The sequence below is a fragment of the Campylobacter sp. genome (assembly GCF_017646085.1).
In the GTDB taxonomy this organism is placed as follows: domain Bacteria; phylum Campylobacterota; class Campylobacteria; order Campylobacterales; family Campylobacteraceae; genus Campylobacter.
The window spans coordinates 14,162-35,977 of sequence record NZ_JAGCNF010000048.1; the positions used below are offsets into that span (position 1 = coordinate 14,162).

At 32.8% G+C, this 21,816-nt stretch carries 22 protein-coding genes and 1 tRNA gene; 4 read left to right on the plus strand and 19 right to left on the minus strand.

What is annotated here, in order from left to right; genetic code table 11:
* Positions 1-72 precede the first annotated feature (72 nt).
* Genes J6V67_RS02355 through J6V67_RS02365 form a run of 3 tightly spaced genes read right to left on the minus strand, consistent with a single transcriptional unit; the run spans position 73 to position 2,624 of the window.
* Positions 73-1,074 carry an asparaginase gene (locus J6V67_RS02355; RefSeq protein ID WP_291857925.1) on the minus strand — a complete coding sequence of 334 codons (1,002 nt, stop codon included), beginning with the start codon at positions 1,072-1,074 and terminating at the stop codon, positions 73-75.
* On the minus strand, positions 1,071-2,369 hold the full coding sequence (gene rmuC / locus J6V67_RS02360; protein ID WP_291857927.1) for a DNA recombination protein RmuC: 1,299 nt from the start codon (positions 2,367-2,369) through the stop codon (positions 1,071-1,073). Before rmuC ends, J6V67_RS02355 begins: the two co-directional genes overlap by 4 nt.
* Before the next feature lie 45 nt (positions 2,370-2,414).
* Positions 2,415-2,624 (minus strand): alkylphosphonate utilization protein, encoded by a 210-nt coding sequence (locus J6V67_RS02365; RefSeq protein WP_086248812.1) that lies wholly within the window; start codon positions 2,622-2,624, stop codon positions 2,415-2,417.
* 160 nt (positions 2,625-2,784) lie between these two features.
* On the opposite strand from J6V67_RS02365, the gene alaS reads away from it, so the two are divergent.
* The 4 genes from alaS to J6V67_RS02385 are packed head-to-tail and all read left to right on the plus strand — an operon-like array spanning position 2,785 to position 8,292.
* A complete protein-coding gene (gene alaS, locus J6V67_RS02370) occupies positions 2,785-5,319 on the plus strand; it encodes an alanine--tRNA ligase (RefSeq protein ID WP_291857930.1) in 2,535 nt (844 codons plus the stop codon).
* Positions 5,316-5,813 (plus strand): hypothetical protein, encoded by a 498-nt coding sequence (locus J6V67_RS02375; RefSeq protein ID WP_291857932.1) that lies wholly within the window; start codon positions 5,316-5,318, stop codon positions 5,811-5,813. Before alaS ends, J6V67_RS02375 begins: the two co-directional genes overlap by 4 nt.
* Positions 5,810-6,355, plus strand: coding sequence for a septum formation inhibitor Maf (maf, locus tag J6V67_RS02380; protein ID WP_291857933.1), 546 nt, complete (start codon positions 5,810-5,812; stop codon positions 6,353-6,355). Before J6V67_RS02375 ends, maf begins: the two co-directional genes overlap by 4 nt.
* A complete protein-coding gene (locus J6V67_RS02385) occupies positions 6,352-8,292 on the plus strand; it encodes a transglycosylase domain-containing protein (RefSeq protein ID WP_291857935.1) in 1,941 nt (646 codons plus the stop codon). The genes maf and J6V67_RS02385 overlap by 4 nt, the downstream gene beginning before the upstream one ends.
* Before the next feature lie 121 nt (positions 8,293-8,413).
* On the opposite strand, the gene J6V67_RS02390 is transcribed toward J6V67_RS02385, so the two are convergent.
* The 16 genes from J6V67_RS02390 to J6V67_RS02465 all read right to left on the minus strand — a co-directional run bounded on the left by J6V67_RS02390 (position 8,414) and on the right by J6V67_RS02465 (position 21,780).
* On the minus strand, positions 8,414-8,701 hold the full coding sequence (locus J6V67_RS02390) for a cupin domain-containing protein (protein ID WP_179186968.1): 288 nt from the start codon (positions 8,699-8,701) through the stop codon (positions 8,414-8,416).
* A gap of 126 nt (positions 8,702-8,827) precedes the next feature.
* Positions 8,828-9,184, minus strand: coding sequence for a 50S ribosomal protein L19 (gene rplS, locus J6V67_RS02395; RefSeq protein ID WP_086224039.1), 357 nt, complete (start codon positions 9,182-9,184; stop codon positions 8,828-8,830).
* Positions 9,181-9,876 (minus strand): tRNA (guanosine(37)-N1)-methyltransferase TrmD, encoded by a 696-nt coding sequence (gene trmD, locus J6V67_RS02400; protein WP_086229542.1) that lies wholly within the window; start codon positions 9,874-9,876, stop codon positions 9,181-9,183. The genes rplS and trmD overlap by 4 nt, the downstream gene beginning before the upstream one ends.
* 3 nt (positions 9,877-9,879) lie before the next feature.
* Positions 9,880-10,410 (minus strand): ribosome maturation factor RimM, encoded by a 531-nt coding sequence (rimM, locus tag J6V67_RS02405; protein WP_291857942.1) that lies wholly within the window; start codon positions 10,408-10,410, stop codon positions 9,880-9,882.
* Positions 10,400-10,645, minus strand: coding sequence for a KH domain-containing protein (locus tag J6V67_RS02410; RefSeq protein WP_086237633.1), 246 nt, complete (start codon positions 10,643-10,645; stop codon positions 10,400-10,402). The genes rimM and J6V67_RS02410 overlap by 11 nt, the downstream gene beginning before the upstream one ends.
* Positions 10,645-10,872 carry a 30S ribosomal protein S16 gene (rpsP, locus tag J6V67_RS02415; protein ID WP_086247075.1) on the minus strand — a complete coding sequence of 76 codons (228 nt, stop codon included), beginning with the start codon at positions 10,870-10,872 and terminating at the stop codon, positions 10,645-10,647. Before rpsP ends, J6V67_RS02410 begins: the two co-directional genes overlap by 1 nt.
* Before the next feature lie 70 nt (positions 10,873-10,942).
* Positions 10,943-12,289 carry a signal recognition particle protein gene (gene ffh, locus J6V67_RS02420; RefSeq protein WP_291857946.1) on the minus strand — a complete coding sequence of 449 codons (1,347 nt, stop codon included), beginning with the start codon at positions 12,287-12,289 and terminating at the stop codon, positions 10,943-10,945.
* A gap of 327 nt (positions 12,290-12,616) precedes the next feature.
* Complete coding sequence (gene msrB / locus J6V67_RS02425) at positions 12,617-13,597, minus strand: peptide-methionine (R)-S-oxide reductase MsrB (protein WP_291858065.1); 981 nt, start codon at positions 13,595-13,597, stop codon at positions 12,617-12,619.
* 377 nt (positions 13,598-13,974) lie between these two features.
* Positions 13,975-16,086 carry a ferrous iron transport protein B gene (gene feoB / locus J6V67_RS02430; protein WP_291857948.1) on the minus strand — a complete coding sequence of 704 codons (2,112 nt, stop codon included), beginning with the start codon at positions 16,084-16,086 and terminating at the stop codon, positions 13,975-13,977.
* Positions 16,086-16,310, minus strand: coding sequence for a FeoA family protein (locus tag J6V67_RS02435; RefSeq protein ID WP_291857949.1), 225 nt, complete (start codon positions 16,308-16,310; stop codon positions 16,086-16,088). The genes feoB and J6V67_RS02435 overlap by 1 nt, the downstream gene beginning before the upstream one ends.
* Positions 16,311-16,782: 472 nt before the next feature.
* A tRNA-Arg gene (locus tag J6V67_RS02440) sits at positions 16,783-16,859 on the minus strand.
* A 34-nt stretch (positions 16,860-16,893) separates the two neighbouring features.
* Positions 16,894-18,969: an elongation factor G gene (fusA, locus tag J6V67_RS02445; RefSeq protein ID WP_291857951.1), complete on the minus strand. Its 2,076-nt coding sequence runs from the start codon at positions 18,967-18,969 to the stop codon at positions 16,894-16,896.
* Positions 18,970-18,981: 12 nt separating this feature from the next.
* A complete protein-coding gene (gene rpsG, locus J6V67_RS02450; RefSeq protein ID WP_086254136.1) occupies positions 18,982-19,452 on the minus strand; it encodes a 30S ribosomal protein S7 in 471 nt (156 codons plus the stop codon).
* A gap of 67 nt (positions 19,453-19,519) precedes the next feature.
* A complete protein-coding gene (rpsL, locus tag J6V67_RS02455; protein WP_002850111.1) occupies positions 19,520-19,903 on the minus strand; it encodes a 30S ribosomal protein S12 in 384 nt (127 codons plus the stop codon).
* A gap of 153 nt (positions 19,904-20,056) precedes the next feature.
* Positions 20,057-21,601, minus strand: a complete 1,545-nt coding sequence (locus tag J6V67_RS02460; RefSeq protein WP_291858040.1) for a DUF262 domain-containing HNH endonuclease family protein — start codon at positions 21,599-21,601, stop codon at positions 20,057-20,059.
* Complete coding sequence (locus J6V67_RS02465) at positions 21,586-21,780, minus strand: DUF262 domain-containing protein (protein WP_291858041.1); 195 nt, start codon at positions 21,778-21,780, stop codon at positions 21,586-21,588. Before J6V67_RS02465 ends, J6V67_RS02460 begins: the two co-directional genes overlap by 16 nt.
* Positions 21,781-21,816 lie beyond the last annotated feature (36 nt).

Here is a 21,816-nt window from a genome sequence, read left to right on the forward strand (position 1 = left end):
TAAAGATAACAAAAGAAAAATAGTAAATTACAATATTTATAAATTTATCAGTTTATATGTTACAAATTTACTCTAGTAAATATTAAATTTTTCTTTTGTTGTCTCTTTATCAAATCCGCTAGCAATACAAAGCATTAAAAGCACTCTAGCCTTTTGTGCATTAAGCGAATCACTAAGGATAAAATTTAGCTTATTAAAATCTAACTCATCTCCACTAATTATACCACTATTCGTACGGCTTGAGATTACTACTATCGCTCCTTTGGAAGTTGCGAATTTTAGCGCATGAAGCATATTTGGACTTAGATTGCCATTGCCAAGAGCTGCGCAGATTATACCCTTTGCACCTAAATTTAAAGCGCTATATACAGCCTCACCGCTAGCCCCTGCGTAATCATAGACTATATCTACGCATGGCAAATTTTGCAAGCCTGATAGATCTTCGCAAATTTTAGTACTAAATTCGCTGCGCATCGTATGGCGTCTAAGACTTTTGGTATAAAATACCGCCTTGCCATAATGTACAATTCCACATTTACCGCAATTTGGTGAAGTAAAGGCATTTAATGCTGTTGTATTTGCTTTTGTAATCTCGCGAGCTAGGTGAATCTCATCATTTATCACCACCAGCACACCCATATTAGCACTATTTTTACAAGCTGCAACACTTATAGCATTATATAAATTCATCGCTCCATCGCTACTTAAGGAGTTTGCGCTTCGCATAGCTGCAGTTATTACCACTGGTTTTTGGCCTTTTATGGTTAAAGTTAAAAAATACCCACTCTCTTCAAGCGTATCAGTTCCATGGGTTATAACTAACGCATCTATTTTATCGTTAGCTAATAACTCATTTGCTCTATGTGAGAGTTTAAGCCAAATTTTTTCATTCATATCTTGAGAGCCGATATTGCAAATCTGTTCTGCACTAATATCAGCAATACTTTTTAACTCATTAAATTCGCTTAAAATCTCATTAATACCAAATTTGGCACTCTCATATATTGAATTTATCGGCCCAGTACTAGCACCAGCGATTGTTCCACCAGTAGCTAAGATTGCTATCTTTTTCACTGCGTATCTATCTCATCGTAGCTTTGAGTATATGGCAAAGTTTTTGAAGTTTTTGCCCCAAGCTTTTTTAGCATTTCAAATTTACTTATTAAATTTCCACGCCCTTGATAAAGCGTAATTTTACCATCTTCAATAACCTTACTCATAGCAATTATTTGATTTTCTAATCTCTCATAATTTTTAATAAATACATCAAATTTATCATATATTTTTCCAGCTTCGGCAAAGATTTTCATTGCATTCTCATCGCTTTTTAAATTTCGCCAACATATATAGACAGTTTTTAGCGCCATAAGAAGTGTAAGTGGAGTAGTTATAAATACACCTTTTTCATAGGCATATTCATATAAACTACTATCAGCGCCAAGTCCTACAAACAGCATATTATCATTAGGAATAAACATAAATACATACTCATAATTTTTACTATCTAAAAGTGTGTAATTTTTAGAACTTAAATTATCAATATGATTTTTTATATCCTTTGCCAAGGCTTTAGCATAAGCCTCTTTGGTGCTATCATCTGTAGCATTATGGTATTCATTATAATTAACCAATGAGCATTTAGCGTCTATTATCGCATGCTTGCTTTCATCAAATTTAACTACCACATCTAGATATTTTTGATTTCCATTTTCATCTTTGCAAGCTACTTGCCTATCATAGTTTTGACCCAAAATCAACCCACTACTTTGCAATACACTATCAAGCTGAATTTCTCCCCAGTTACCAAGTAGTTTTTTATTACTCTTTAATGCATCGGCTAAATTTTGTGCTTGCGTCATCACCCCTTTTGTTTCACTTTTTAAATTTTCAAAATTTACTTTAAAGGCGCTATTTATCTCTATATTTGACTTTTGATATTTACTTATCTCATCTTTTAAAGGAGTGATTAAACTCTCTAAAATCTTAGCTGAACTCTCAGTCATCTCTTTGCTACTTAAATTTAGCAAATTCTCGCTCATCTGTTTAGTTTTTAGATCAAAATACTCCCTAGTTTTACTATCTAACTCATCTTGACGAGCTTTTAGTTGAGCATTTGTCTCATTTGCATTTTCTAATTTTGTTGTTAATTCTGTAATCTTTTGTATATTTTGTATATTTTTCTCTTGAAGCTCTTTATTTTCATCTTTTGCGCTATTTAACTCTTGCTCTTTTATATTTAAATTTGCATTTAAATCACTAAATCTTTGACCTAAAGCACTTAATTGACTACTCTTTTTAAATAGCATAAATCCTAACCAAAAGCTTGCGCTAGCAATTACTGCAACCACCCCACTTAAAATCTCAACCATCGCATCCTCCATATAAGAAAAAGCATAAGCCTTTTCTTATTAAATTTATATTTTTTTAAGGAATTCGCATTTTAGAACTACTGTCCCAACGCCATTTATTTTGCACTCTACTTCGCTATCTTTACTAGTTAGCTTGATATTTTTAATTGTTGTGCCACGTTTAATAGTACTGCTTGCGCCTTTGACTTTTAAATCTTTAATAACTGTAACGCTATCGCCTGCGTTTAACTCTGTACCATTTGAATCTTTTGCCATATTCTCTCCCTTAGTTGAATTAAGAACAAATTATAGCTAGTTAATGCTTAAATTTCGCAACCTAAAAATGATAAATTTGGATATAAAATTTATTCTAAATTTAATAAATTTAGTAAATTTATGATACAATCTAGCCATTTTTTTAAATAGGATAGAATCTATGGATATTAGAAAAGAGTATTTAGAGTTTTTTAAAAGCAAAGGACACGAAGTAGTTGCCTCTTCAGCCTTGGTTCCTGATGATGCAACCTTGCTTTTTACAAACGCTGGAATGGTTCCATTTAAGAGCATATTTACTGGGGATGTACCACGCCCTAATCCACCAATTCGTACTAGTTGCCAAACATGCATTAGAGCTGGAGGCAAACACAATGATTTAGATAATGTAGGCTATACAGCTAGGCACCATACATTTTTTGAAATGCTTGGTAATTTTAGTTTTGGTGAATATTTTAAAACTGAAGCAATTGCCTATGCATGGGAGTTTGTAACTGAAGTTTTAAAGCTTCCAAAAGATAGATTATATGTAACCGTGCATGAAAATGATGATGAAGCTTATGAAATTTGGCAAAAACATATCCAAAAAGAGAGAATTTATAAATTTGGTGATAAAGATAACTTCTGGGCAATGGGAGATACTGGACCGTGTGGACCATGTAGCGAGATATTTTATGACCAAGGCGCTGAACATTTTAATAGTGATGAAGATTATATGGGTGGCGATGGCGATAGATTTTTAGAAATTTGGAATCTTGTATTTATGCAGTTTGAAAGAAGTAGCGATGGAACTATGACGCCACTACCAAAACCTAGCATCGATACTGGAATGGGACTTGAGAGGGTTACAGCTATTAAAGAGGGCAAATTTAGTAATTATGATAGCTCGCTATTTATGCCACTTATTAATGAAGTAGCCAAAATTGCAAATGTAGCTTATGAGTATGAAAGCGGTGCAAGCTTTAGAGTTATTAGCGATCATATCAGATCGGTTGTATTTTTGCTAGCTCAAGGCGTAAATTTCGACAAAGAAGGACGTGGATATGTCCTTAGAAGAATTCTAAGACGAGCCCTAAGACATGGATATCTTCTTGGCATAAAAGAGCCATTTATGTATAGACTTGTAGATAAAGTAGTAGAATTAATGGGTGGTCACTATGAATATTTAAATGAGAAAAAAGAGTATGTAAAAGAGTTGATTAAACTTGAAGAAGAGAGATTTTTAGCTACTATTGCTGCTGGATTAGATCTATTTAATGAAGAACTTGCTAAAACTAAAGATATTTTTAGTGGGGAAGTAGCGTTTAAGCTTTATGATACTTATGGTTTTCCACTAGATCTAACTGCAGATATGTTAAGAGAAAAAGGCTTAAGTGTAGATGCTGCTAAATTTGATACTTTAATGAGTGAGCAAAAAGCAAGAGCAAAAGCTAGCTGGAAAGGAAGTGGTGATGCGGCTAAGGAGAGTGGGGATTTTAAAGAACTACTTGAAAAATTTGGCAAAAATGAATTTATTGGATATGACAGCCTAAGCTCGACTAGCCATGTTCTAGCTCTGCTTAATGACGAATTTAAAATCACCAATAAATTAAGCACTGGCGAGAGTGGATATATAATGCTTGATAAAACTCCATTTTATGCTCAAAGCGGTGGACAGTGTGGAGATAGTGGCAAAATAAATGATAACAAAGTTTTAGATACTAAAAAATATTTTGAACTAAATTTAAGCCAAATTCAAGTAAGTTCTACTATTAATGTAGGTGACGAAGTAGAGTGCAAAGTAAGCCCAAATAGATTAGAAATCCGTCGTCACCACTCAGCCACACACCTACTTCACGCAGCACTTAGAAGTGTTTTAGGCTCACATATATCTCAAGCTGGAAGTAGCGTAGAGGCTGATAAATTAAGATTTGACTTTAGCCATCCAAAACCTGTAAGTAGTGATGAGTTAGTCCAAATTGAAAAAGTTGTAAATGACCAAATCCAAGCAGGCGCTAAAGCAAAAGTAGAAATAATGGATATAAACTCAGCTAAAAATAGTGGAGCTATAGCACTCTTTGGTGAAAAATATAGTGATGAAGTGCGAGTTTTAACTTTAGGCTGTTCTAAGGAGCTATGTGGTGGCACTCATGTTGAAAATATCAATGAAATAGGTAGCTTTTTTATCACCAAAGAGAGCGGTGTAAGTGCTGGAGTTAGGCGTATTGAGGCGGTTTGTTCTCGTGCTGCGCTAAACTACGCAAATGAGCTAAGAAACGAGCTTGAAGAGATTAAAGCTAGTTTAAAAGGCGCTAGTCCAATTGCTGCTATTGCTAAGCTAAAAGATGAGATAAAATCTCTTCAAAATGAGATAAAAAATACTAATTCATCAGTAGAACTAGATTCTAAGCTTATAAATGGCATTAATGTAGTTGTTGATGAATTTAATGGTGATATCAAGGCAAAAATTGATGAAATAAAAAACAAATTTGATAGTGTTGTAATATTTTTAGCTAGCGCCAAAGATGGCAAGGTAATGCTAGCAGCTGGATCTAAAAATTGCAATATAAAAGCTGGAGAATTAGTAAAAGCAATTGCCCCAATTGTAGGCGGAGGCGGAGGCGGAAGAGATGACTTTGCCACTGCTGGAGGCAAAGATATAAGCAAAATATCAAATGCCCTAGAAGAAGCTAACAAATTAATTAAGAGTAAACTTTGAACGCTTTAAATAGTTCATTTGCTAGACTTGACCAGATTGCGCCATTTATGCATATTAGCGTTGCGGCGCTTTTTATTGCTTTACAGATTACAGTGGTAGTTTGTGGTCATTACTGCTTTAGGGATATTGAGCAAAATCCACATCGCTATAAGCTAATTTTAAAAGAATTTAATAAATTTCTTTTTAGTGCCTTAGCGATAGTGGCATTTTTAGGATTTGGCGGTATGTTTATGTCTTATGGAGAACGATTTCCAATTGGCGATCCGATGGTCGAAGCAATTGTTAAAACTAAGCTAGCAATTTTAGCATTTATTGGGGCAAATTTAGCATATATTTGGTATAAATTTCGTCAAGCCAAAGAGGCGTTTTTAAAAGATGATATGCTTATGAGTCATGAAAATTTAGTTTTGATAATATATTATTTTACCCCTTTAAATATCGTTTTATCGTTTATTAATATCTATCTTGGTGTTACTTTTAGAGGATTTTTATGATAGTTTTAGCATCTAGCTCAGCTAGTAGAGCGATGATTTTGCGTGAATATGGTGTTGAGTTTATTCAAGTTAGCCTAGATTATGATGAAGAATTTGATACAAATTTACCACCAGCAAAATATGCTATGAGTATCGTAAATAACAAAGCAAAGCAATTTTTTGATAAATTTAAAAACCAGTATGAGCGTGTTCTTTTTGCTGATAGTAGCGTAGCAGCTTGTGGAAAAATTCTTGGTAAGGCTACAGATGAAGCACACGCTAGATATATGCTAGAGTTGCAAAGCGGAAATTTGACTAGCGTCTATACTGCTATGAAGTTTATTAGCTCAAATATCTCTATTGATATGCTAAGTATTGCAAGCTATAAATTTGCTAAATTTAATTCATCTCATTTAGATGAATACATAGCTAGCGGATTATGGAAAGATAAAGCTGGAGCGATGATGATAGAAGGATTTAATAAAATATATATAGAACAAGAAAGCGGCAACAAACCCACAGCCATGGGGCTAGATATTATAAATTTAAAGGCATTTTTATGAAATATATTTTCAACCTAATTATAATTTTAGCATTAGCTAGCGTGGCTGGAATTATATATTTTTACTCTCAGATTAAGATTGATATATCTAAAATTGTAGATTATAATCCAAAATTAACGACTCATATTTATGATAAAAATGGTGATTTAGTAGCCTATATTTTTGATGAAGAAAATAGACAATACGCTAAATTTAGCGAAATTCCGCCACGCATTATAGAGGCACTAATTGCTATAGAAGATACAGCATTTTTTGAACATGGCGGGATAAATTATGAAGCAATTTTTAGAGCAGCAATCAAAGATATTCAAGCAATGGCTTTAGTTGAAGGTGCTTCAACCCTAACTCAACAACTAGTCAAAAATATGCTCTTAACACGTGAGAAAAAATTTACTCGTAAACTAAAAGAGTTAATAATCTCTTACGAAGTTGAACATACTCTAACTAAAGAACAGATAATTGAACGATATTTAAACCAGGTATATTTTGGTCACGGATATTATGGGATTAAGACTGCTGCGCTTGGATATTTTAAAAAAAATCTTGATGAACTAAGCTTAAAAGAGATATCTATACTAGTAGGCCTACCAAAAGCGCCTAGCAGCTATGATCCTACAAGACATTTAGATCTATCTCTCTCAAGGGCAAATAATGTACTTCTAAGAATGCACAATATCGGCTGGATAACAACCAAAGAGTATCAAGCTGCTATAAAAGAAACACCAAAAATTTATGACCAAACCTTGACTCAAAATAAAGCTCCATATCTAGTAGATGAGACGATTAAACAGCTAGCCCTACTCTATCCTGATATCAGATATGGTGGATATAAGATTACTTTAAATGCTGATTTAAAAGTCCAAGAAATAGCTAGAAATGCACTTAAATTTGGATATAATGAGATCCTAAAACGAAATAAAGACGCAAATACCACAGTATTAAATGGCGCAATGATCGTCACTAATCCAACTAATGGAGATATATTAGCTTTAGTGGGTGGCGTAGATTATGCCAAAAGTAATTTTAACCGTGCTACACAAAGCTCTCGCCAGCCAGGTTCTAGCTTTAAACCTTTTATATATCAAATTGCTTTAAATCAAGGATTATCCCCCCAAAGCAAAATAGCTGATATATCTAGAATTTACGAAGGTGTAAATAAAGACAATCAAGAAGATCAAGACTGGAAGCCTAAAAATTTTAGTGGCAATTTTAAAGGTTTGATCACATTAAATGATGCTTTAAAACAATCACGCAACCTAGCTACAATAAATCTTTTAAACTCTCTTGGACTTGATGTAGTTCAAAGAGATTTAGAGAGTTTTGGCTTTAAAAATATTCCTAGCAATCTTTCAATCGCACTTGGGAGTTTTGGGGTTAGTCTTATGGATTATAGCGAGCAGTACTCAATATTTCCAGGACTTGGTACTAGACATGAGACTAGACTAATTAATTTTGTAGAGAACAAAAATGGCGAGATATTTAAATTTGAGCTAAAAAGCAGCGAGATTATCAAACCAGAACAAGCATATCTAATGATTAAAATGCTTCAAGATGTCGTAGACAGCGGTACTGGACGATCAGCTAAAACAGATGGAATCGAGCTAGCTGGAAAAACAGGAACAACTAATGAGAGTGTAGATGCATGGTTTTGCGGTTTTAGCCCTGAGATTCAAGTATTAATATGGTATGGAAATGACAATAACACTCCGATGCGCTATGTAGAGGGTGGCTCTAGAACAGCAGCACCAGTATTTAAGCAGTTTATGCAAGACTTTATTACTGAGTATCCACAAACTAAACGTAAATTTGATATGCCTCCTGGTGTATATCGTAAAGTTTATAACGGAGTAGATGCATTATATACTACCACCTCACCTTTACCAAAAGAACAAAATAATATCCTAGAAAAGCAAGATAGAGAGGGGATAATTTTCTAGTTTTTTTAGAGTTTAAATTTGATAACTTTAAATTTAAACTCTAATTATTTATAGCATAAGCAATTAAAGCTAGTTTTTGTAAAAATTTAAATGATAGTAGTATATAAAGCAAATTTAAAAATTACTTTTTACTATTTGCTACCTTAAAAACCCTTGTATGACTATCAGATTTTGATAAACTTAGTCTTATTATAGAATTTTCTAATGCCTTTAACGAATGAGGTATAAATGCAGGCAATGTAATCATATCAAATTCATTCATAACCAAAATCTTACCGCTCATTTCAAATTCAATACCACCACGAAGCACTTGAACTATAATCGCATTTGGAGCCATATGTTCTTTCATAACTGCATCTTTAGCCATAGTTATACGAATTTCCTTGCTAAATTCACTCTCACAAAGCATAGCAGTCTTAACACCATCAAAAATATTAAAATTAAAAATAATTTTTTCCACAGTAAGTCCAAAATAATGATTAAAAATTGAGATAAAGAAGAAGCCCCAAAAAAAGGGGCGAAATTGTAATAAAAATTACTTTTTAAGCTCTTTAATTCTAGCAGCTTTACCACGTCTATCACGTAGATAGAATAGTTTAGAACGTCTTACACGACCTCTACGTAGTACTGTAATACTCTCTAAGCTATCGCTATAAATAGGGAAAATTCTCTCTACACCAACGCTATTAGCACCGATTTTGCGAATGATAAAAGTCTCACCAGTACCACTACCGCGGCGAGCTATACAAACGCCTTCAAAGTTTTGAATTCTGCTTTTGTCGCCTTCTTTGATGTGGATAGCAATTCTCAAAGTATCACCAGCACGAAAGTCAGGCACAGACTTAGTCGCGATTTGAGCATTTTCAAATGCTTCAATATATTTATTTCTCATCTTTTTTCCTTAAAGTTTGGCGATTTAAGAGTTTGATACAAATCAGGGCGAAAAAACCGAGTTTTGCAAAGCGCCATATGATTTTTTAAAGCGTTGATTATACTATGATTACCCTTTAAAAAAGCTGAAGGCACAGGTGAGCCATTAAAAATATTTGGCTTTGTAAAGCTTGGAGCCTCTAAAATTCCATCTTCAAAACTCTCAATATCTAATGAATTTGCATTACCTAAAACCCCGGCAATATTGCGGCTAATAGCATCACAAAGACTCATAGCAGCAAGCTCACCACCAGTTAAAATAAAATCCCCTATGCAAAAAACCTCATTTACTCTACTCTCGATAACACGTTCATCTATACCCTCATATCTACCACAAATAAAACTAATATTTTCTAGCTTCGCAAGTCTCTTAGCGTCATTTTGATTAAATTTTTTACCGGCTGGAGTGAGATAAATTACATGCGTCTGCCCTATACTATCAATCGCATCACAAAGTGGTTGCGCACTCATCAAAAGCCCAGCCCCACCACCAACCATATACTCATCAACTTTTTTATGTTTATTTTGAGTAAAATCTCGTGGGTTTATACAATTGATCTCTATTAGTCCACTTGTCTGAGCTCTGCCAAGTATAGAGTCGCTAAAATATGGCGTAACTAAATTTGGAAATAAGGTTATAAAGTTAAATTTCATAAGCTAAGAATTAAGCAATATATCCATAGAGTTTTTTACATCTACTCTTTTGCTGTTAATATCAATCTTAATAATAAAATTATCTTGATATGGTATATAAAACTGCTTTGCAAGTCCTTTGCTAATAAGTTCTGTGCTAGTCTTAATATCAAATAAAAATCCAGCCCCAACTTCTAAAATATCGTCAATTTTACCAAGCAAAATCTCGCCCTCATAAACCATAGAATCTATGATATCAAAATAAAAATACTCATCTTTTTTAAGCTTACAACTCTTTTTAGTATCTTCTACAGTACGGTATAAAACTCGATTTACAAGCTCTTTTGCTGCTTCAATACTTTCAAATCCATCAAATATTACAAGCGAATTAGAAGGTTCATAGCTCTTAATGGATAAAAGATTACCAAACTTATCATAAAATTTAGCACCTTTTTTATACTGCTCTATGAAATCACTACGGTTATGAAGCTTTAAAGCTCCCTTTAATCCTACGGTTTTACCAAGTATGCAAACCTCTACTAAATCACTCTTCAATAGCTTTTACCGTAATTCTATATGAAGTTGGATCTTTGGCTTTATAGCCTATAACTACAGTTTTTATAGCATTTATCATTTTGCCATCTTTACCGATTAATTTTCCAGTATCGGCCTTACTAGCATAGATAATAATCTCATCGAAGTTCTCACCTAAATTTATCCGCTCTGTGCGGATAATATCAGGTGAATCGCTTATAAGTTTAGCATACTCTTTTAAAAAATCTTCAACCATTATTTTGTAATTTGAGCGACTCTATCGCTTAGTTTAGCGCCAACACTTTTCCAATATGCTAATCTCTCAGCATCAAATTTAACTACTTCTGGCTCTACCATTGGATTGTAATAACCAATGCTTTCAATCCAACCACTATCACGTCTTTTTCTACTATCAGTTACTACGATACGATAAAATGGTCTTTTTTTACGTCCCATTCTTGTTAATCTAACTACTGTTGCCATCTTTTTCTCCTAAAATATTTTTTATAAGGCTTAGTTATAGCTAAATTCATAGCCATAAATAAACCCTAACTTATTTAGGGCGGTTAGCGTTTGCCAACATATTTGCAAAGCCTTTCATACTATCTTTATTAGAGAATTTTTTGGCCAACTTTGCAGCACTACTAAATTGCTTTAAAAATCTATTTACAGTCATTTGATCAAGTCCAGCCCCAGCAGCAATTCTACGCTTTCTAGCATTATTTAATAGATCTGGATTCTCTCTTTCTTTTGGAGTCATCGAACTTATCATCGCTTTTATATGTTTAATCTGCTCTGAATTGTCTAGATCAATATCTTTTAACTGATTTGCCATAGAACTCATACCAGGAATCATTCCCAAGATTCCTTTCATGCTTCCAAGCTTTTTAACACTCTCAAGCTGAGCTATAAAATCATTAAAATTAAACTCACCCTTTTTAATCTTTTTATTGAGCTTTTTGGCCTCTTTTTCATCTATGATTGTAGAAGCTTTCTCAGCTAAAGTTGCTAAATCGCCCTCGCCTAAAATTCTGCCGACGATTCTATCAGGAATAAAGCTCTCAAGATCAGCTACCTTTTCACCCACACCGACAAATCTAAGCGGAATTCCTACTTGATGTGCTATACCTATAGCTACACCACCTTTTGTATCAGCATCAAATTTGCTTAAAATAACCCCAGTAATGCCAAGAGCTTCATTAAAACTAGTAGCAGTGCGTACGCCATCTTGCCCACTCATCGCATCTGCAACATAAAAAATTTCATCTGGATTTAATACAGATTTTACCTCTTTTAATTCGCTCATTAATGCTTCATCTATTGCCAAGCGACCAGCAGTATCAACCAAAAGTACATCATAAAGACCATCTTTTGCTTTTTTCAATGCCTCTTGAGCTACATTTACTGGATTATTTTCACCATCGATACTAAAAAGCTCGATCTCATTTGCGCTACAAAGCTGTCTAAGCTGTTCTACTGCTGCTAAACGCTGCAAGTCAGCTGCAGCTACTAAAACACGTTTTTTACGTGCTTTTAGGTAGCTTGCTAATTTTATAGTTGTTGTGGTTTTACCACCACCTTGTAAGCCAGCCATTAACACAACTGTTGGAGGGTTTGAAGCAAACACAAATCCGCTACCTTTATTACCATCATTTGGAGCGGTTAAAATATTAGTTAAATTAGTTTTTATACTATCTAAAAACTGCTTTTGGCCTATAGTGCCCTTTTTCATATCAGCTTCTACAAGACTTACAAGTTCTTTTGTCACCTTGTGATAAACATCAGCCTTTAACAGCGACTTTTTCAGCGTCTCAAGCGCATTTTTTAATGCCTTTTCATCATCGACAAATTTAAGTTTATTTACAGCTGATTTTAGCGATTCGCCAATAAGTTCAAACACTATATACCTTTTTAAATTTGATTAAAATTGCTAATTATACCCTAAATTTCTTTAACTTTCTTTAATTGCTCAACTATACTTATATTTTTATGACAGATATTTTATGTAATACATAGATGCAAACTAGTATTAGAACAAATATGTAAAGCATAAAATTAGCTATAAAATATTGAATTAATTTTTTAAAAGCACTTCATTATAAATTACTTTATAAACTTAGCGGTTCTTTAAAAGTTACCGCCAAGCAAAAAATAATTAATAATTATATCCCTTGCTAAGTTTAAAACCTAGATAGAAATTTAATAAAGCATACTTGTAAAATAACAATTATTTTACATAGACTTTATATTCAGAATACCCTCTAGTATCCATCTGATCATATGGGATAAACTCTAATGAAGCACCATTAATGCAATATCTAAGCCCTCCTTTATCAATTGGCCCATCATCAAATACATGACCTAAATGGCTACCGCTTTGTCTAGATGTAACCTCGATACGCTCCATTCCATGACTAAGATCTCTGTGATAACTAGCCGCATCAGTAGTAATAGGTTTAGTAAAGCTAGGCCAACCACATCCAGCATCATATTTATCACTAGAACTAAAAAGTGGTTTTTTACTCACAATATCTACATAGATTCCACGCTCATCAAATTTATCATATTGACTACTATATGGGCGCTCTGTAGCCTTTTCTTGGGTAACTTTAAATGCTAAATCGCTTAATTTTTCTTTTAATTCAGATAGGCTTGGAATTTTAAATTTACTCTCATCATATAAAGGCTTAGATGCTAGATCTAAATCTATATGACAATAGCCATTTGGGTTTTTATCTAGATATTTTTGATGATAATCCTCGGCTTTTACATAATTGCTTAGCGGTGCAACTTCGATGGCGATTGGCTTAGTAGTTTTAGCTTGTTTGGCTTTAATAAATTCCTTAATAATTGGCTCTAAATTTAGATCACTATAGTAAATACCAGTGCGATATTGTCTGCCTATATCATTACCTTGACGATTGATTGAAAATGGATCAATAATACGATAATAATGTTCTAAAATCTCATTAATATCTACTATATTTGGGTTAAATTTAAGCATTACAACTTCAGCGTGATCAGTACGAGAAATCTGTTGATAGCTAGTTTGAGCACTAGAGCCATTAGCATAACCAACTTCACTATACTCCACACCCATAATACGATCAAAATAGCCCTGCGTTCCCCAAAAACAGCCACCACCTAAATAAATTTGGATTGGATTTTGCAGTTTAGTTTGTGCTGCTGTTTGCGTTATATTTTGCATATTTTCACCCTTTGGATTAGCCATTAGCGTAAGCGTGGCTAGTAATGTTGTAATTATATATTTTAGCATCAAAACTCCTTTATACTAACATTTTAACAAAGCTGACACAATGAAAAATAAATTTTATAAGATTTAGGTGGATTTGCACAAATTTGATTTTGATTTCAGTACAACTACAATTGCAAATAGACTTGCAAACTTAAAAAAATATATTAATTTTAAAATGGCTATACGCTATTAAAGTCCATATTTAAATAGTTTTGCTTTAAATTTAATAGATCAAGATAGTTTATATAATTAATTATTTTGCAAGTCATTACTAGCTTTACAAACAAGACTAGTAATGACGATACTTTTTAAATTTAAACTGCAAAACTCTAGATAAGTTTTGCAATTATTAATCCTATAAATGCGACTAGATATGCTACAAATGTGGTAAATAAAAATAGATAACCAATATATTTATATCCACCTGCTTCTTTGCCAAATACAATAGTTGCAGCTAAACAAGGATTATAAATCATAACAAATAGTATAAACGCTATAGCTACATCAAATGGTATAGCCTCTTTAATCTTACTCATTAGACCTTGACTTGTCTCATCAACTTCTGAACCTAAAGAGTATAATACACCCATCGTAGAGATGGCAACCTCTTTGGCTGCTAGACCGCTAACTAGCGAGACGCTAAGTCTCCAGTCAAATCCAAGCGGAGCAAAAACTGGCTCTATAATCTTACCAGTCATTCCTAGATAGCTATTTTCTATCAAATATTTTTCTAATTCAAATGATAATTCATCTTTTTGTTCATCACTTGTAGCAAGCTCTATCTTTTGCTCATACTCTGCTACTATATCTTTATGCAACGGAAAAGTGCTAGCTATCCATATAAGCACAGTAGCAGCAAGAATAAAAGTACCAGCTTTTTTGATATACATTTTAGCCTTATTATAAACCATAAACCATACTAGCTTCCAATTAGGTACTCTATACTTTGGCATCTCCATAACAAATGGCTCATCAGGCCCTTTAAATGCTGTCTTTCTAAGAATCTTAGCAGCAATAAGCCCCAAAATCGCCCCTAAAATATATATAGCAAATAGCCAGTTGCCTGCTTGAGACTCTGGAGCAAACGCTCCTACAAATAACACATAAACAGGAAGTCTAGCCCCACAACTCATAAAATTGATAATAAATAGAGTTAGTAAGCGATCTTTTTGGTTTTTAAGTGTGCGTGTAGCCATAAAAGCCGGCACAGAACAACCAAAGCCAGTCACTAGTGGGATAAAGCTTTTACCATGTAAGCCAAATTTATGAAAAAACCCATCAAGCAAAAATGATACACGGGCCATATATCCAGTAGTTTCTAAAAGCGCAATTCCAAGAAATAAAATTATAATATTTGGTAAAAATAGTATAACAGCGCCAACTCCACCAATAATCCCATCAGCTAAAAGTGAAGCGAGCATATCATTGGCTATATTTTCTTTAATTACATCACCAAGCGCAGAAAATCCAGCCTCTATATAATCCATTGGAATTGATCCAAGCGTAAAAGTAAGCCAAAAAAGTAACCACATAAAAAATAAAAATATAGGAATTCCAATATATTTATTAATTAGTACCTTATCTACAATCTTAGTATAATTAATCTCTTTTGGCTTATTATATTTAACACTCTCAGCTATTGCACCATTTACAAAATCGCTATACTCTTGCATAAAAATTTGATTTACGGACTCTGTTTTATATTGTATGTATAAATTTTTATGACTATCGCTAATAATGCGTGAAAGCTCAGTAAAAATTGGCTTATCGTGCAAATTTTTATAAATTTCATTATCTTGTTTAAGCAAAGCAATAGCTATCTCTTTTATGCTTTGGTTAAGTCTTTTTATATTTGGATCATTTTTAGCATTTAAAAACTCGCAAACTCTTTGTATCTCATTCTCAATAGCATCACTAAATATACGCTTATTTGGTCTATACTCAGTCTCATAAGTTTTAATAATACAATCAAGCAATTTATCCAAATTCGATTTTGTATTAGCTGAAACCAAAACACACGGCACTCCTAAAAGCTCTTCTAAAGTCTTAACATTTATATTTATACCTTCTTTAGTGGCCTCATCACTCATATTTAGTGCTAAGATCATCTTTTTATTTTTTTCCATTATCTGTGTAGTAAGTATCAGATTACGCTCTAAATTTGTAGAATCAGCAACATTTATAATAAGATCATAGTTATTTTGAGATATAAAATCCCTTGCAACTTTCTCCTCTAGAGAGTAACCATAGATAGAGTAAGTACCAGGCAAATCAATAATATTTATAATATAATTTTTATAATTTAATTTAGCTTCTGATTTTTCAACTGTTACACCGGCAAAATTACCAACTTTTAAATGCGAACCACTTATAGCATTGATTAAAAGCGTTTTACCAACATTAGGCTGGCCAACTAGCGCTATTTTAATAATCTTTTTCATTAAATTTTTTCCACCTCGATACTTTTAGCTTCATCACTTCTAAGCATTAAGCACATCCTATCACACTCTATTAAGATTGTTGAACCACCTAAAGTACTACCAACTTTTTTGACCATTTTAGCCCTAGAAAGTCCTAGACTAAAAAATCGCTCAAGCAACTGCTCTGTTACATTAAAATTTGAAATTTTAGCGACTTCACCGTTTTCTAATAGATCTAGAGTCATATTTATAACCTTTAATAATGAAATGCATTATCAATTATAGTTAAATATACATTAAAGTTTTATTAAAAATAGTAGTTATATTGCAGAATTAAATTTTTGAATTACCAATACATATGCGCAAATACAAGATAGCTTAATACTAATGTATAAATAAGATTTTAAACTAAAAATATTTAACAATATTCATTAAATAAAATTAATCTATTATTGTCTAGAACGGCTTAAATTTTATTCCTATAATAATTGTATTGATACAATCTTGTGTTATCTGGCATATAATAGAATATTTTTTAATGCTGCAATTTAGATATTTATAAATAAGATATAATTAAAAGAAAATTGATTTAATTTTACTGATTAAGCTTAAAAGGTTAAATTTGGTTTCTAACAGCTATGATTTCATCTTTTAAAACCTAAAAAAGAAACTTGGATAAAAGTAAATAAAGAGTATTAATCCTATTTAATTACAAAATGGCCTCCCCAATAGGATTCGAACCTATGGCCTCAGAATTAGGAATTCTGCGCTCTATCCTGCTGAGCTATGAGGAGCAAACTCCGCCGAAGCGGAGAAAATTAAAATGTATTAGCCATTTCTCTTTTTGATAATTTCATCAGATACATTTTTAGGAACTTCTTCGTAGTGATCAAATTCCATTGAGTATGATGCACGACCTTGAGTTTGACTTCTTAAATCTGTAGAGTAGCCAAACATCTCAGCAAGTGGACAGAACGCAGTAACGATTTTATTACCACCTCTTTCATCCATTGAGCTAATTTGACCACGGCGTCTATTTAAGTCACCAATTACATCGCCCATATACTCTTCTGGAGTCTCTACTTCAACCTTCATCATAGGCTCTAGAATTACAGCACCAGCTTTTTTCGCACCCTCTTTAAAGCCCATAGAGGCAGCAAGTTTAAACGCCATTTCAGATGAGTCAACTTCATGGTAGCTACCATCAAATAGTGTAACTTTAACATCTTCTACTGGATAACCAGCTAAAACACCGCTTTGTAGCGCCTCATTACAACCTTTTTCAACAGCTGGAATATACTCTTTTGGTACAACCCCACCTTTAATATCATTAACAAATTCAAATCCGCTACCTGGTTCAAGCGGCTCAAGGCGTAGGTAAACATGACCATACTGACCACGACCACCTGATTGTTTAGCATATTTATACTCTTGCTCAACAGTTTTCTTAATAGTTTCGCGATAAGCAACTTGAGGTTGACCAACTTCAGCTTCAACCTTAAATTCTCTTAACATCCTATCAACAATAATTTCAAGGTGTAATTCACCCATACCAGCGATAATTGTTTGGCCACTTTCTTCATCAGTGCTAACTCTAAAGCTTGGATCTTCTTGAGCTAATTTACCAAGAGCAATACCCATTTTTTCTTGATCAGCTTTTGTTTTTGGCTCTACTGCAACGCTAATAACTGGCTCTGGGAAGTCCATTCTCTCAAGGATAACTTTATCTTTTTCGCTCGCTAATGTATCGCCTGTTAAAGTATCTTTAAGACCAACTACAGCACCAATTTCACCAGCGTAAAGGACTTTAATCTCTTCACGTTTATTTGAATGCATTTTTAATAGACGACCAATTCTTTCTTTTTTATCTTTTGTTGAGTTGTAAGCATAGCTACCGCTCTCTAATTGACCACGATAAACTCTTACGAATGTAAGTTGTCCAACAAATGGGTCGGTCATAATTTTAAATGCTAGACCAGCAAATTCGCCATTATCTGTACTATCTACAACTACTTCACTACCATCTTCAAGCTCACCTCTAATAGCTTCAACTTCATCTGGTGCTAGCAAGTAATCTACAACCGCATCTAGAAGCGGCTGAACACCTTTATTTTTAAATGAAGTACCACAAACCATAGGGATAATGCTCATAGATAGACAACCAGCTTTAATACCTTTTTTAATTTCTTCAGTAGTTAATTCCTCGCCACCAAAGAATTTTTCCATTAGAGCATCATCTGTCTCAGCTACAGCTTCAATCATTTTATTACGATATTCTTCAGCTTTTTCTACAAGCTCAGCTGGAATATCTTTAACTACAAAATCAGTTGGTTTTGTATCATCTTCCCAAACAAGTGCTTTCATAGAAATTAGATCTACAACACCTTTAAATTCATCTTCAGCACCAATTGGAATTTGAATTGGAACTGGATTAGCTTTTAGGCGAGTTTTGATTTGATCTTCAACATTATAGAAATTAGCACCAATTCTATCCATTTTATTTACATAAACCATTCTTGGAACACGGTATTTATTAGCTTGTCTCCATACTGTTTCACTTTGAGGTTGAACCCCGCCAACAGCACAAAATACAGCTACAGCACCATCAAGAACACGCATAGAACGCTCAACTTCAATAGTAAAATCAACGTGTCCTGGAGTGTCTATAAGATTGATTTGGTGATTTTTCCAAAAACAAGTAGTAGCAGCAGAAGTAATAGTAATACCACGCTCTTTTTCTTGCTCCATCCAGTCCATAGTAGCAGCACCATCATGAACCTCACCAAGTTTATGACTCATACCTGTAAAAAATAGAATTCTCTCACTCGTAGTGGTTTTACCAGCATCGATATGTGCAGCGATACCGATATTTCTAACCATATTTAATGGAGTTTTTCTTGACATACTTACTCCTTATTACCAACGATAATGAGCAAATGCTTTATTAGCCTCTGCCATTTTATAAGTGTCTTCTTTCTTCTTAAATGAAGCACCTTTTGAATTTGCAGCATCTAGCAATTCGCCAGCTAGTTTTTCTATCATTGTTCTTTCGCTTCTTTTACGAGCAAAGCTAATAATCCAACGAATAGCTAAAGCTTGTTGGCGTGCAGCGCGAACTTCTACAGGTACTTGATATGTAGCACCACCCACACGGCGAGATTTTACTTCCATGATAGGTTTTACATTATCAATTGCACTATTAAATACATCAATACCTTTTAATTCGCCACCTTTAGCATCGATAGCTTTTAGAGCGCCGTACATAATTTCTGTAGCTACACTTTTTTTACCATCATACATAAGTGAATTAATAAATTTAGTTATAACTTTATTGCCATAAATTGGATCAGGCATTACTTCCCTAACAGGGGCTTTTCTTCTTCTCATAACTTTCCTTCAAATTTAAATTTTACTCAAACTATAACCATATCTAAGGGTTAGTCTGCGACAATGATTACTTTTTAGCGTCTTTTGGACGTTTAGCACCATATTTAGATCTAGATACTGTACGTTTAGCAACACCTGCTGTATCAAGAGCACCACGAACAATATGATATTTAACACCTGGTAAGTCTTTTACCCTACCACCACGCACTAGTACAATACTGTGCTCTTGTAGGTTGTGGCCTTCACCGCCGATATAGCTGATTACTTCAAAACCGCTTGTTAGCCTTACTTTGGCAACTTTTCTCAAAGCTGAGTTTGGTTTTTTAGGAGTTGTAGTATAAACTCTTGTACAAACACCTCTTCTTTGAGGACACTCTTTTAACGCTGGTGATTTAGATTTTACGATCACTTTTTTGCGTTCTTTTCTGACCAATTGATTAATGGTTGGCACAATCTTTCCTTTCAACTAAATTTATTAAAAAATGCCTATTTTACTCAAATTTTACTTAATTTAAGATGAAATAAAAAGTAATCTAGGCTAAAATATTAAAATAAATCTATGCTTTAGCAATTCAAAAATTTATTCAAAATTGCTAAATAATATCTATTTGTTTATAAAATTTTTTAAAGCTTGTTCTATTGCTTTATTTCTAGCTTCTATATCAGTTTTTAACCAAATTTTATCCTCTCTATTGCCAAGACCCCTTACCTCTTGCGAGTTTTGACTCTCTTTATATTTTTCTTGTTTTAAAGAAAAAAAGTTATTAGCGCATTTAATATTTGTTAGTTTGTTAAGCAAAATTTTATTACCTATTTGTTCCAAATATTGCGAATGACTTGTCTCGTTCCACTCATCAAAATTCGTATTTTGCCAAGTTTTAGGTAAAATATGCTCTACTTCTAATTTATAGCTTTGTATATCACTAGAAAAATCATCATAAAGATGAGCATATAAATATAAAAGATATTTTACTTTTCTAGCGTCTGGCTTGATATTCTTATCACTACTAGAAAAATTATTTAAAAATCTCTCTGGCAAGAATTTGCTATAAGAAAAATTTATATTTTGATTTAGCTCTGCATTCATTTTAAAAACTAAATCTTTAATTTCATTTGTATTTGTTTTATTATTTAGAATTTTAACAGTCATTGCTTTTAGCAGTTCAAGAAGATAAATTTCGAATTCTTTATTAAAATTCTCATTAAATTCATCTTTTATAAAATTATTCTTGTTTCTCCAAACCAAAAAAGCCACAAAAAATCTCCACATATCATTTTGATATAAACAAAGAATTTTAAAATATCTGTAAGCTTTTTGGCTTAAATATGCTTCAGGTGCTCCCCAAAAATAAACTAGAATTTCTATAAAATTCATAAGTTCTTTTATTTTTTCTTGTTCTACAAGATATTTATCTTCTGCTCCAAAATTAAACTTTTTATTTTTGTTGGTAAAGAAGTCTAAAACACTTGGAGTAGTGGTGTCTGTATAATTATGTAAAGCTCTTATTGCATGCATTGCCTGAATAAAAAGCACACTCATATCTTCTTTTGGGCTGTATTCTTCAAATTTTGAGCTAATTTCTTGCCATTTTTTAGCAAATTCTTCTTTATTTTCTATATTTTTATAAATATAACCTTTTATGATATCAGCATTTGAAAGTGGCATACCACGAGAATTTAGAGTATTAAAAATAGTCATTGCTGATTCTTGACTATCGCAGGTCACGCACAATACAAAAAATGTATCAGATAAAATAGTATCACATAAATTTGAAAACTCAGAGGCGTTTTTTAGTTTAAAATCATTTATAGCATCATGAAAAAAGATAAAATTTTTAGCATAATTAGAGTTGAAGCTTTTTAATTTTTCAATATCAATATCTTCTATTAAAATATATTCTAATACTTTTTTATCTTTGTCAGTAATAACCTGCGAACTTAAATAGGGCTCATTAAAAACAAAGCCTTCATTTCTAATCTTTTTCCAAATAAACTTACCAAAATCATCTTGAAATTCATCTTTTTTACCTTCACTTTTTAGGCTCTCAAAAAACGCTCTAAAAAGCAAGGTTAAAGTTGTAATTCTTTGCTGTCCATCTATGATCTCTAAATCACCATGATCATTTTCAAAACTTACAATTGAGCCCAAAAAATATTCAAATTTCTTATTTTTTTCTTTTCATAGAACGCATTTATAATATCGTCCCAAAGCGTTTGACACTCATCAATTTTCCATCTATAAGGCCTTTGATACTCTGGTATAAGAAATTTTTGACTCTCTTTATCTTTTATATTTAATATAAATCTCTGTTTTGGTTCAAATCGCATTTTATCTCCTTTTTAGGTATTTATATTTTAATAAGA